Here is a 12,378-nt window from a genome sequence, read left to right on the forward strand (position 1 = left end):
TTCAGTCTAGTTCAAGGCAATAGTGGGTGATATACCAGAGCTCATCTGGACTTCGGGTAAAGCGGCCCCTTGCGGAGACCGATTGATGACCACTCCGAACATCGAAAAACGCAGGCTTGCCGCTCTCGATCGCCTGGGTATTCTTGACACTCCGCCGGAGGAACGCTTTGAGCGGCTGACGCGAATTGCGCGACAGTACTATCAGGTCAAAATCGCGCTTTTCACGATCGTCGACAGCGAACGGCAGTGGTTCAAATCCCGGCAGGGCCTGGAGACGCCGGAAACGCCGCGATCCGTTGCCTTCTGTGACTACGCCATACAACAGGACAAGGTCTTTCTGGTGGCAGACGCCGCCGTGGACCCCCGCTTCAGTAAAAACCCCCTGGTGACCGGGGAGCCTTTCATCCGTTTCTATGCCGGTATGCCGGTGCGAGAGCCCAGCGGTTTCAAGATTGGCACCCTTTGCATCATTGACGACAAGCCCCGCCAGCTCAACGAGATTGACCTGGATGTGCTACGGAGCCTCGCCAGTATTGTCGAGGATGAACTGGAGCGCGCCTATCTGGCAGCGACAGACCATGATTATGTGCATGTGTCTCACCTCAGCCGGGCCATCCACAGGGCGCAGAACGTTTTCCTGACCAGCGACAACGAGCGCGCGGCGTTCGAGCAGATGCTGAGCGACCTGCTTTCCTTGACTGGCAGCCAGTTCGGCTTCATCGGCGAAGTGCTTCGCCATGAGGATCAGATCCCTTATCTGAAAATCGGGGCCATCACCAATATCGCCTGGAGCCCGGAAACCCAGGCGTTGTATCAGGAAGTTGAGCGGCGGGGACTGATCTTTGATCGTCTCGACAATATTCTGGGGAAACCCATGGTGACAGGGGAAGTCATCGTCGCCAACGACCTTGAGACCGATCCCCGCCGGGGAGGTTTGCCCAGCGGCCATCCACCCATCACTGCGTATATCGGCATCCCGGTGTTTTCCGGAGACAGACAGATCGGCCTCATTGGTCTTGCCAACCGCCTGGATGGTTACACCGCCAGGCTCGCCGAAGAGCTTGAACCTCTGCTGCAAACCGTCGGCAACCTGATTGAGCGCAAACGGCTCTACCAGGAAAAACGCGAACACCAGAAGAGTCTCGAGCAGGCTGCCAATTACGACTCACTGACCGGGCTACCAAACCGGCGCAGACTGACAGCCCTGTTTGAGCAGGAGCTGTTCGAGGCCAAACAGCGAAAGGGCCTGGTATCGGTCTGTTTTATTGATCTGGACGGTTTCAAGGAAATCAACGACGAACACGGCCATGCGGTGGGTGATGCAGTACTTAAGTCCATCGCCCAGAGGCTGCTATCGAGCGTTCGCGCCCACGATATCGTTGCCCGTCTGGGAGGTGACGAATTTGTGGCCATACTTCGGGATGTGGAGGATGAGCGGGTTTATGCCCGGCTTCTGGAAGCCATCCGCCAGCCCATCAACTACCGGCATTATATTCTGAACCTTTCAGGCAGCATGGGTGTGACTGTCTATCCCAGCGACGATGCCGATGCCGACCTGCTGATACGCCATGCTGACCAGGCCATGTATGCGGCCAAGGAAGCAGGAAAGAACACTTACACCCTGTTCGATCTGGACTCCCATTTCTCACGCAAGGAGCGGGTAAAAGTCATCGAGCAGATCGGCGATGCCATCAGACTGGGCCAGCTCGAGCTCTACTATCAGCCCAAGGTGAATTTCACCAGACAATGCCTGGAAGGTTTCGAGGCGCTGATACGCTGGAACCATCCCGTGCTAGGGCTCCTGAGTCCCGGTTATTTCCTTGAACACATTGAATACACGGAATACGCCCGCAGTGTCGGGAACGTCGTTATTCGCGAAGCCATCACGCGCCTGCAGGAGTTCGCAGACAGCGGGCTGCCGTACACCCTGAGCGTTAACCTCAGCCCCTCCCATTTTCTGGGCCCCGACTTCCGTGATGACCTTGCCAGCGCCCTGGGCGAATGCCCCCGCGACATCCGCTCTCACCTGATTCTCGAAATTCTCGAAACCACCGCGCTGGACGACACCCACAAGGTTCTGAAAAACCTCCAGGCCTGCCGTGATCTGGGCGTGGACATTTCCCTCGACGATTTTGGCACTGGCTACTCCTCGCTGGATCTTTTCCGCCGTTTGCCCGCGCAGGAAATCAAGATTGACCAGTCCTTCGTTATGGACATGCTGGACAACAACGACAATTACAGGATCGTCAGTGCCATTGTCAGTTTGTCGCAGAGTTTCCAGCGCCGTCTCGTCGCGGAAGGCATTGAATCCTCTGCCGTAGAGACCAAACTGATTGAACTGGGATGCGAGCTGGGGCAGGGTTTTTTCTACAGCAGGCCAATGCCGCTGGAAAAAACACTGGAATGGGCCAGCGGATTTACCTGGGATACTCGAGCCAACAGTCCCGAACCTTAATGGGCACCCGACCCTGATGGAGGGTTTGTCATCAGGACATGTCGCCCGAATATGATATTGTTTCAGCCCGACGGTTTGTATTGTGTTAGCGTGATGTACTTATTAACGAAGGCTCCGCCATGGAGGTGGTATGCCCGAAGCTTCAGCCTTTCACGAACAGAATCATTTGCTGGCCGCCTTGCCGGACAGCGCCAAGGCGCGGATTTTCCCAAAGCTCAAACTGGTGGAAATGAACCTGGGGGATGTGATTTACGAATCCGGCCAGCCCATTGAGTTTGTCTACTTTCCGACCAATTGCATCATTTCCCTGCTTTACGTCATGATCAACGGCTCGTCTGCCGAAATCTCGGTGGTCGGAAACGAGGGAATGGCCGGCATTGCCGTCTTCATGGGAGGAGACAGCACCCCCAGCCGAACGGTTGTGCAGAGTAAGGGGTTCGCCTATCGAATGCATTCTCGGGAACTCAAGGATGAGTTCGATAACAGCCCCGAGGTACGGGTCCTGACCCTGCGTTACACCCAGGCGCTGATCACCCAGATGTCCCAGACGGCAGTGTGTAATCGCCACCACTCGATTGACCAGCAACTGTGTCGCTGGTTGCTGTTATCCCTCGATCGCCTTCATGACAATCATCTAACGATGACCCAGGAACTCATCGCCAACATGCTGGGTGTCCGCCGTGAGGGCGTCACCGAGGCGGCTGGCAAACTGCAGGATCTGGGGATTATCGAATATCATCGCGGCCACATTAACGTGATTGACCGTCCAGGGCTCGAGGCACTGAGCTGCGAATGCTACGCCGTGGTCAAGCGGGAAACTGACCGCCTGACCTCGGGCTACGTCAATTACTGAGTCGGCACCCGTCGACTCGCTGCTGGCTTTGGTGTCCGCGGCCAGTGGGAAGAAATCCCGATACCTCAGCATGTGCTACTCCCTGTTCTCGATAACCACTTCCACTCGGCGGTTCTGCTGGCGACCCATTGCACTGTCATTGCTGGCAACCGGACGTTCAAAGCCGAACCCGGACACGGTCAATCTGCCGCCGTCGATACCACGGCCGGTCAGATAGCGGCGGACAGACTCTGCCCGCTGTCGTGAGAGGGTTTCATTGAACATGGCGCTGCCTACATTGTCGGTATGGCCTTCTATTTGCACCTGGCGTTCAGGGTATTGTTGCAGGAAGCTCACCAGTTTCTCCAGGTTCTGGTTAGTACCACCCTGAATCTCCGCGCTGCCGCTGGCAAAAAGTACATCACCCAGGGTTAATACCAGCCCCCGTTCTGTCTTTTCGGCCTGGAGAGCGTCGATCTGCCGTTGCATTTCCGCAGCCTCACTGGCTGAGAGAGCGGCGGCGTCTTCTTGTGAGCTACGCGCACGCTCGGCCTCGGCGTGTGCCCGATCCGCTTCCAGGGTTCGTGCTGCCAGCCTGGCGGCATCGCGCTCCTCGCCCAACTGCTCCCGTTCTGCTTCCAGCAGCCGGGTCCGGCCTTTGGCGCGGGCAATTTCGACCATCCGGTCAGCCATGTAGATCCGGTAGTCCGCCAGCGCCGCTTCGTCGTTATCCAGCGGCTGTTCAGCAAGCGCCACGGCCGCTTCCGCATCACGCAATTCGACTCTGGCATGAGTCATCATGTCCGGGTTCTGTTGCAGCTGTGTCAGCTTGGTGCGCACCTCCTCCGAGCCATCAGGGCTGGTTGGTCCCGTGGCACATGCACTCAGCAGTAGCGACGACAGTACCACTGCCATGGTCGCTTTTTTACCCGAAACCGGTTTCAGGAACGATAAAATAGTCATTGCTGATCTCCCTGGCGCTGCATCTCTTCATCCAGAGCCTCGGCACCACGCCCCATTTCACGATTGATTTCCGCGGCCTTGGCCGCTTCTGTTCTCGCTATTGCCAGTTCTGCAGCAACCCGGGCCTGTTGCGCCAGGCGGTCGGCTTCAGTCATCCGCTCCGCTGCCACTGCCTTGTTAGCCTCGGCCAGATGACGGTTGGCCTCTTCCAGTTCGGCGCCGGCATAACGCCGGGCCTCTGCCTGCTCGGCATTGGCAATCGCATCACTGGCCATGTTCAGCGATTCCGTCGGTGGTAGCGGCGCAGACGCACAGGCAACGAGAGTCAGTGCTGCGAGCAATAATGTGGTACAAAGGCCGGTGCGTTCAGCGGCCCGCCGGATCAGGTGCGTTTTCATGGCGTGTTTCCTTTTTTACGTTGTATAACATTAGGGCCTGACCCGGATGCCGTCCGTTCGCCAACGCACACAACACTGGCATCTTTGGATATACACTCGACGCTGGCTATTCGGCTACGCCAAGGTGGAGTAAACTGGATTGAGGTCACTCAGGCGCCAGTTTTGGATAGGCACGTTTTGAGGCATCTAAAAGGAGTCTAGATGGAAGACACACACAAATACCCGAATGCCGAAAGTCATGATCGGCTGCGACGCAGCGCCAGGGACCTGATCGACCACGGAGTCCCGCCACCCAACCGGGGCGGCGCGCTGAGTGTGGATACACTGAAACTGCTGTACGAGCGTGCCAGCAACCCCGAATCCGCCGCCGACGCCTCGAAGTTGCTCCATGAGCTGCAGACCTATCAGGTGGAGCTTGATCTTCTCTATGAGCAGGTTCAGGCCAACGAACATGAACTCAGCGAAGAGCTGGCCCACTACAGATCGCTCTATGAGCAGGCACCGGCCGCCTATCTGATCCTGGCCAATGACGGTGACATCATTGAGGGCAACGAGGCTGCCAGCGTACTTTTCGGCAATTCCACCATGGATCTTGCCGGCATGGCACTGGGCGCACTTCTGGCACCCGGACAGGACGCTGTTGTGAACCCACTGTTCAGGAATCCCGGGGCACAGGACTCAGCAAATGCAACGGTTGAACTCCCGGATCACAGGCACGTGACAATCTGCGCAAAGCCTGCGGCGGCTGGTGACAGCGTTCTGATGATTCTGACTGAAGCCCCGAATAACTCCGACAGCTTCTGATGCGTATCGTAGGTATCGGCGCCTCCGCTGGTGGTCTGGCGTCCTTCGAAGACTTTTTCCGCAATACGCCTTGCGATACCGGCATGGCATTTCTGGTGGTGCAACACCTGGACCCGACCCAGAAAGCGCTGCTGCCAGAACTGCTGCAGCGCTATACCGAAATGCCTGTATTTGAAGCGCAGCAGAACATGCCCGTTCGCGCGGATTCAGTTTATGTCATCCCGCCGAACCGGGAACTGCGAGTGTTTGATGAGACCCTGAAGCTGGAGCAGCCAGAGGAATCCCGGGGACTGCGCCTGCCTATCAATGTGTTGTTTTCCTCCTTGGCCAGCGCCCAGAACGAGCGGGCCATTGCCGTTGTGCTTTCCGGCATGGGCTCAGACGGCACCCTGGGTCTGCAGGCCATAAAGGCCACTGGCGGGCTAACCGTGGTTGAGAGTCCCGACTCGGCCCAGTTCGATGCCATGCCCAGGAGTGCGATAGCCGCAGGCTGTGCCGATATTGTGGCACCGGCTGAGGAATTACCGGATCGCATTCTGGCGTATGTCCGGCGTGTGCCCGAACCGGGTGAAAGCCTCCATCATGACCACCGGAATCTCAGGTCTCTGACACGACTGGACCCAATCATCCGCGTGCTGCAAAAGCACACCCGGCATGACTTTTCGCTCTACAAACCCTCGACCCTTCACCGTCGGATCGAGCGCCGCATGGCCATCCACAGAATTGCGGACCTGGCCGATTACAGCCACTTTCTTGCCGACAACAAACAGGAAGTTCAGCTGTTATTCCGGGAACTGTTGATCGGCGTTACCCAGTTTTTCCGGGATCCGGAAACCTGGGACTACCTCATAAAAATTGGCCTGCCAGAACTGCTCACTGCGCAACCCCCGGACCACACGCTGAGAGCCTGGGTGGTGGGCTGCTCAACCGGGGAAGAGGCCTATTCGCTGGCCATAGCGTTCACCGAGGCGCTGGAACCCATCGAATCCAGGCGAAAGCTGAATCTGCAGATTTTTGCCTCCGACATCAGTCCCGAAGCCATTACCCTGGCACGGCGAGGGCAGTATCCGCTCTGTATTGAAGACGATGTATCGGGAGACCGGTTGGCGCGTTTTTTCACCAGACACAACAATTATTACCAGATAAGCCCGTCGATTCGTGACAAGGTATTGTTTGCCCTGCACGATGTCATCCTCGATCCGCCATTCACCAAGCTGGATATGATTGCCTGCCGCAACCTGCTGATTTATTTCGACGTGGCGTTGCAACGGCGGATACTGCCCCTGTTCCACTACAGCCTCCGCCCCAACGGATTGTTGATGCTGGGCAGTTCGGAAACCATTGGCCGGCTGAATCATCTGTTTTCACCGCTGAAGCCCAAAATGCGCCTGTACCGATGCAAACCCTTCGATTCCTTTCGCCACTCTGACTTCCTGTTAAAATCCTATCCACCGATGTCCACCCTGCACAAGGAGCAGCCCGTGCGATCCAACCAGGTTCTCCCTCAGGAGGTTACCAACACCCTGCAATCTGCTGCGGATCATGTCCTGCTACAGGTCTATGCACCGGCTGCTGTGGTGCTCAACGCGGATGCGGATATTGTTTATATCAGCGGGCGTACCGGAAAGTATCTGGAACCGGCTGCGGGCAAGGCCAACTGGAACATCCACGCCATGGCCCGGGAGGGTCTGCGCGAACCCCTGTGCACTGCCCTGCACCAGGCGATGGAGCAAAAGGAACCGCTTGAGCTTACGGGAGTGCTGGTTCAGAGCGAATCCGGCACTCACGCCGTTGACGTAACCATTCAGGCCTTGAGCGAACCCGATGCCCTGAAGGGCATGACCATGGTCGTATTCCGCGAGGCACCCACACCAGCGCCGTCCCGGCGCCGCAAACCTGCCTCGGCCGCGGAATCGGATCACGCTGAGGAAATCCAGCGGTATCAGAGGGAAATTGAAAGTCTGCGGCAGCAGGCAAAACAGACCCGGGAAGAACTGCAGGCGTCCAACGAAGAGCTTCAGTCCACCAACGAAGAGTTGCAGTCTGCCAATGAGGAGCTGACGACGTCCAAAGAAGAAATGCAGTCCATGAACGAAGAACTGCAAACCATCAACACCGAGCTGCAAACCAAGCTGGATGACCTCGCGCTCGCCCAGAGCGATATGCAGAACGTGCTCAACAGCATCGAAATTGCGGTTCTGTTCCTGGATCAGGACCTGAACGTACGGCGCTATACCGAGCGGACCGCCGCCATTATCAGCCTGCGTGAAAGCGACATAGGCCGCCCGATCAGCGACCTGACCACCAGTCTCCGGTATCCGGACCTGCAGGAAGACGCCCGCCGGACCCTGAATACCCTGGCGGTCAGCGAAAAGCAGATTACCACCAACGATGACCGCTGGTTTTCGGTCAGGATCATCCCCTACCGGCGTCTGGACAATATGATTGATGGCGTGGTCATCACGCTGGTGGATATTACTGAAACCAAGAACCTGGAATCCTCACTGCGCAAACACTCCCAGACCTGACCTGGCGGACTTCGCTAGCCAGACTGACTCAGATACTGAGTTCGGCGGGTTCCAGGCGAACGCCTGCAATTTTCCAGGCGCCCTCCGTCATCACCATGCGGTAGTACGCATCCCAGCGTTTACCCTCGGGGCCCTGCAATTTCACCACCTGGATTTCAAAGCTGCCGTGGGGTACACGCTCGGTAAATTCTATCGCGGTAGCACTGTGCACGGCGGGATAGGCTTCCCGCACCATGTCAATAAACACCTGCGAGGATCCGAAGCGGCGTTTGATCCCCTCGGAAGCATGGGCCCAGGCCTGTTCCTGGTCGTTGTTGGCGAAGGCTTCGATCTGGCGGAGTATGGTGTCCTGGATCTCCTCATCGGTATCACCGGCCAGGGGCTGCGATGACCAAAGTATCACCAGAGCCAGGCTGGCCAGCAGCGTGGCGGTGACTCTCTTGCTGATGCCCATGCGATTATGGCCCATGACACCCCCTTATTGATCATATTTTAGACAATACGGACGTCTGGGCATAGCAGATTCTTCCTGGAGCTCCGGGACATCAGGGTTGAGTCAGCGGTCAGGCTTCATGGTCATCGTCGCCGCTTCGATGTTGCTGCGCCCAGAGATGGGCGTAGTGGCCATTGCGGGCAAGCAGGTCACTGTGGTGCCCGCTTTCGACGATGCGGCCGCCGTCCATCACCAGAATGGTATCGGCATCACGGGTGGTGGACAGACGGTGGGCAATCACCAGGGAGGTGCGCTGACGGCTGACTTCCTTTAGCGCTCCCAGGATGGCCTGCTCAGATAGCGAGTCCAGGGAGGACGTGGCCTCATCCAGAATCAACACCGGGGGGTTCTTGAGGATGACCCGGGCAATGGCTACCCGTTGTTTCTCACCCCCGGAGAGCTTCAGCCCACGCTCGCCGACCTGGGTTTCGTAGCCATCGGGCAGGCTTTGAATAAAGGCGTCCAGATGCGCCATACGGGCCGCCCGGTAGACCTCTTCTTCACTGGCCTCGGGGCGGCCATAGGCCAGATTGCGGTAAAGGGTATCGTTGAACAGTACCGTGTCCTGGGGCACCACGCCGATGGCGGCGCGCAGGCTATCCTGGGTAACGCTGCGAATATCCTGGCCATCGATGGAGATACTGCCCTGATCGACATCGTAGAACCGGAACAACAGGCGGGCGAGCGTGGACTTGCCCGCGCCACTGGCACCCACCACAGCTACCGTGTGCCCGGCCGGGATCGAAAAACTCACATCCCGGAGGATCTGGCGATCCTGTCGATAGGCAAAGTGCACATGGTCAAAACGAACCTCGCCTTTATCCACCACCAGGGCTCTGGCACCGGGAGCGTCCTCAATCACCGGTTCGTCACCCAACAATCCGAACAACCGCTCCACGTTCACCAGCGCCTGACGGATCTCCCGGTACACAAAACCCAGCGCGTTCAGGGGGATAAACAGCTGCAACAGGTAGGCGTTGATCATGGTGAAATCACCCAGGGTAATCTCACCACTGGCCACTTCCCGCACCGCCATGGCCATGATGACAATCATCGCCAGGCCAATGATAAGGGCCTGGCCAGCGTTCAGGGCCGCCAGGGACAACCGGTTTTTCAGGCGGGCCTGCTCCCAGTCGTGCAGATCCTCGTCGTACAGCCTGGCTTCGAACTTCTCGTTGTTGAAGTACTTGACCGTCTCGTAGTTGAGCAGGCTGTCTATCGCCCGGGAGTTGGACTGGTTGTCCCTGGCGTTGGCCTCACGGACATATTTGGTACGCCACTCGGTGACTTTGATGGAAAACACCACATACACCACTACGGCTACCAGGATAGCCAGCACGTAGCCCACATTGAACACCACGAACAGAATGCCGGCGACCAGCAGGATTTCCAGTAGTGTGGGCACGATGTTGAACAGGGTAAAACGCAGCAGGAAGCTGATGCCATTGGTGCCGCGCTCGATATCCCGGGCCAGGCCACCGGTTTTCCGGTCCAGATGGAACGCCAGTTCCCGATTATGCAGGTGTTCGAAAACCCGCAGGGACACCCGCCGCATGGCCCGTTCCGCCACCCGGGCGAACACCGCATCCCTCAGCTCACTGAACAGGGTGCTGCCGAATCGGAGCAGGCCATAGGCGACGACCAGGAGCACAGGAATCCACAGAAGCACCTCACCACCGCGGTTCTCATCCAGGTAGTCGACGATGTACTTCAAGGCGACCGGTGTGGCAACGGTCGCCAACTTGGAAATTATGAGAAATGCCAGTGCCAGAACAACACGGCCCCGGAATTCCGCCAGATAGGGCCAGAGGCCGGCGATGACTTTCCAGTCCGGTTTATGGTCTGCGGGGTAATCGTTATCGGCGTAGGCTCGCACTCGGGTTCCTTTCGACGGCGGAGTAGTCGAGCGCACGGGGTGGGACTTGTCTGCCAGGACACGCTGTAAATACGTCCCTGTACGCTCGACAAAAGCCATCCCTGGCTTTTGACGGTCCTGGCAGACAAGTCCCACCCCGCACGCTCTTACGTAGCTGTATGATAGGTCTTGTTTTGAGTAAAAACCGTATGGATGCCAGAGTTTACCTCACCCGCGACCCAGGAGGCACATCATTAACGCCCGTCACCGCAAAGCATTAAAGCTGGTTATCGATTTTATCAGCCCTTACAAGAGGGCTGTTGCGGGTGCCCTGATTGCTCTGGTTATTACGGCTGGTATCACGCTTGGACTTGGTCAAGGGCTAAGGATTCTGGTGGATCAGGGCCTCGCCACTCAATCGCCAGCCATGCTATCTCGAGCTGTGGGACTGTTTTTTATATTGGTTATCGGACTAGCTATTGGTTCCTTTGCCCGCTTCTATCTGGTGTCCTGGATAGGAGAACGGGTAGTGGCCGATATTCGCAAACAGGTGTTCAACCATCTGATCGACCTTCACCCCGGCTTTTACGAAAAAAACCGAAGCCTGGAGATTCAATCCCGCTTTACGGCCGATACCACCGTGCTGCAGTCGGTGATTGGCTCAACAGTATCGATTGCGCTGCGTAATGCGCTAATGCTGGTGGGTGGCCTGATTCTATTGTTTGTTACCAATGCCAAACTGGCCAGCATCATTATCCTCGGCTTTCCGCTGGTGATCGTTCCCATACTGGTTTACGGGCGTCGTGTCAGGCAGCTTTCCAGGCTGAGCCAGGACCGGGTTGCGGAAGTGGGCAGCTACGTGGGTGAGAACCTTACCCAGATCAAGACCGTGCAGGCGTTCAATCATCAGCCTCACGACCGCCGGTTTTTCGCACGAGTGGCTGAGAATGCCTTTGACATAGCGCGGGTGAGGATTCGCCAGCGGGCCTGGCTGACCACCATCGCCATTACTCTGGTGATGGGCGCCATCGGGGTGGTGATCTGGATTGGCGGCCTGGATGTGATTTCCGGGCGTACCAGCCCCGGGGAACTGGCGGCGTTTGTGTTCTACAGCCTGCTGGTGGGGCTGGCGGCAGGGGCAATCACCGAGGTGATTGGCGAGTTGCAGCGAGCGGCCGGGGCGGCGGCGCGGATCTTTGAACTGTTACAGACTCCCAGTGAGATCCCCATGGAAATCACCGCTTCCCTGGCGTTGCCCGAGAGGATTCGAGGCGACATCGAATTCAACAATCTGAGTTTTTCCTATCCCTCCCGGCCCGATATCCAGGTTCTGAAGGATCTCTCGCTCAGCATCCGCGCCGGGGAAACCGTTGCGCTGGTCGGTCCTTCAGGGGCAGGCAAGTCGACGCTGTTTGATCTGTTGTTGCGGTTCTACGATCCTGACACGGGACAGATCCTGATCGACGGATCCGACAGCCGCCAGGTAGCGCTTGATGACCTGCGACGATGCTTTGCCCTGGTGCCCCAGAACCCGGCACTGTTCCACGGCACCATTGCCGACAACATTCGCTACGCCCGCCCCGATGCCAGCGAAGATGCCATGGTGGAAGCCGCCCGTATCGCCCATGCCGATGAATTCATTCGCAAACTCCCCCAAGGTTATGAAACACCTCTGGGAGACACTGGGCTGGGGCTCTCCGGCGGGCAGAAACAGCGGCTTGCAATTGCCCGGGCATTGCTCGCGGATGCGCCTATACTGTTACTGGATGAGGCCACCAGCGCACTGGATGCTGAAAGCGAACACCTGATTCAGCAGGCAATGCCGGGGTTGATGTCTGACCGCACAACACTGGTCATTGCTCACCGGCTGGCCACCGTGAGACACGCCGATCGTATCATTGTCCTGGAAGCCGGCATTCTTCAGGATATTGGCAAACACGACGACCTGGTGGCACGGAATCCCCTGTATCGGCGCCTGGCGGAACTTCAGTTCCGGGAAGACATGGGGAGCCGGAGTACGTAGAAACATCAGGGTCGGGTTTTCAAACCG

9 protein-coding genes are annotated in these 12,378 nt (G+C 57.6%); 5 read left to right on the top strand and 4 right to left on the bottom strand.

What is annotated here, in order from left to right; translation table 11 throughout:
* Positions 1–85: 85 nt before the first annotated feature.
* Positions 86–2,455: a sensor domain-containing phosphodiesterase gene (locus tag QPL94_RS02700; protein WP_285355333.1), complete on the top strand. Its 2,370-nt coding sequence runs from the start codon at positions 86–88 to the stop codon at positions 2,453–2,455.
* A 130-nt stretch (positions 2,456–2,585) separates the two neighbouring features.
* On the top strand, positions 2,586–3,308 hold the full coding sequence (locus QPL94_RS02705) for a Crp/Fnr family transcriptional regulator (protein ID WP_285355334.1): 723 nt from the start codon (positions 2,586–2,588) through the stop codon (positions 3,306–3,308).
* A 75-nt stretch (positions 3,309–3,383) separates the two neighbouring features.
* Here the strand turns inward: QPL94_RS02705 and QPL94_RS02710 are convergent, their stop codons facing one another.
* Together QPL94_RS02710 and QPL94_RS02715 are read right to left on the bottom strand one after the other, a co-directional pair.
* Positions 3,384–4,250: an OmpA family protein gene (locus tag QPL94_RS02710; RefSeq protein ID WP_285355335.1), complete on the bottom strand. Its 867-nt coding sequence runs from the start codon at positions 4,248–4,250 to the stop codon at positions 3,384–3,386.
* Positions 4,247–4,648 carry a DUF4398 domain-containing protein gene (locus tag QPL94_RS02715; RefSeq protein ID WP_285355336.1) on the bottom strand — a complete coding sequence of 134 codons (402 nt, stop codon included), beginning with the start codon at positions 4,646–4,648 and terminating at the stop codon, positions 4,247–4,249. Before QPL94_RS02715 ends, QPL94_RS02710 begins: the two co-directional genes overlap by 4 nt.
* Before the next feature lie 201 nt (positions 4,649–4,849).
* Between QPL94_RS02715 and QPL94_RS02720 the strand changes: the two genes are divergently transcribed.
* A complete protein-coding gene (locus QPL94_RS02720; RefSeq protein WP_285355337.1) occupies positions 4,850–5,452 on the top strand; it encodes a PAS domain S-box protein in 603 nt (200 codons plus the stop codon).
* On the top strand, positions 5,452–7,980 hold the full coding sequence (locus QPL94_RS02725) for a chemotaxis protein CheB (RefSeq protein WP_285355338.1): 2,529 nt from the start codon (positions 5,452–5,454) through the stop codon (positions 7,978–7,980). The genes QPL94_RS02720 and QPL94_RS02725 overlap by 1 nt, the downstream gene beginning before the upstream one ends.
* 28 nt (positions 7,981–8,008) lie before the next feature.
* Here QPL94_RS02725 and QPL94_RS02730 read toward each other — a convergent pair whose 3' ends face one another.
* Both QPL94_RS02730 and QPL94_RS02735 read right to left on the bottom strand, forming a co-directional pair.
* Positions 8,009–8,449, bottom strand: coding sequence for a DUF4864 domain-containing protein (locus QPL94_RS02730; protein ID WP_285355340.1), 441 nt, complete (start codon positions 8,447–8,449; stop codon positions 8,009–8,011).
* A gap of 94 nt (positions 8,450–8,543) precedes the next feature.
* Positions 8,544–10,349 carry an ABCB family ABC transporter ATP-binding protein/permease gene (locus tag QPL94_RS02735; RefSeq protein WP_285355342.1) on the bottom strand — a complete coding sequence of 602 codons (1,806 nt, stop codon included), beginning with the start codon at positions 10,347–10,349 and terminating at the stop codon, positions 8,544–8,546.
* 229 nt (positions 10,350–10,578) lie between these two features.
* Here QPL94_RS02735 and QPL94_RS02740 point away from each other — a divergent pair, with 229 nt between their 5' ends.
* On the top strand, positions 10,579–12,351 hold the full coding sequence (locus QPL94_RS02740) for an ABC transporter transmembrane domain-containing protein (protein WP_285357815.1): 1,773 nt from the start codon (positions 10,579–10,581) through the stop codon (positions 12,349–12,351).
* The last annotated feature ends 27 nt before the right edge of the window (positions 12,352–12,378 follow it).

Origin of the sequence: Marinobacter sp. SS13-12 (assembly GCF_030227115.1) — a bacterium.
Lineage (GTDB): Bacteria > Pseudomonadota > Gammaproteobacteria > Pseudomonadales > Oleiphilaceae > Marinobacter.

What these genes read in the sequence shown, in the direction of transcription:
- QPL94_RS02720 (WP_285355337.1), top strand. Translation starts at nt 4,850, where the DNA reads ATGGAAGACACACACAAATACCCGAATGCCGAAAGTCATGATCGGCTG.
- QPL94_RS02700 (WP_285355333.1), top strand. Translation starts at nt 86, where the DNA reads ATGACCACTCCGAACATCGAAAAACGCAGGCTTGCCGCTCTCGATCGC.
- QPL94_RS02715 (WP_285355336.1), bottom strand. Translation starts at nt 4,648, where the DNA reads ATGAAAACGCACCTGATCCGGCGGGCCGCTGAACGCACCGGCCTTTGT.
- QPL94_RS02730 (WP_285355340.1), bottom strand. Translation starts at nt 8,449, where the DNA reads ATGGGCCATAATCGCATGGGCATCAGCAAGAGAGTCACCGCCACGCTG.
- QPL94_RS02725 (WP_285355338.1), top strand. Translation starts at nt 5,452, where the DNA reads ATGCGTATCGTAGGTATCGGCGCCTCCGCTGGTGGTCTGGCGTCCTTC.
- QPL94_RS02710 (WP_285355335.1), bottom strand. Translation starts at nt 4,250, where the DNA reads ATGACTATTTTATCGTTCCTGAAACCGGTTTCGGGTAAAAAAGCGACC.
- QPL94_RS02705 (WP_285355334.1), top strand. Translation starts at nt 2,586, where the DNA reads ATGCCCGAAGCTTCAGCCTTTCACGAACAGAATCATTTGCTGGCCGCC.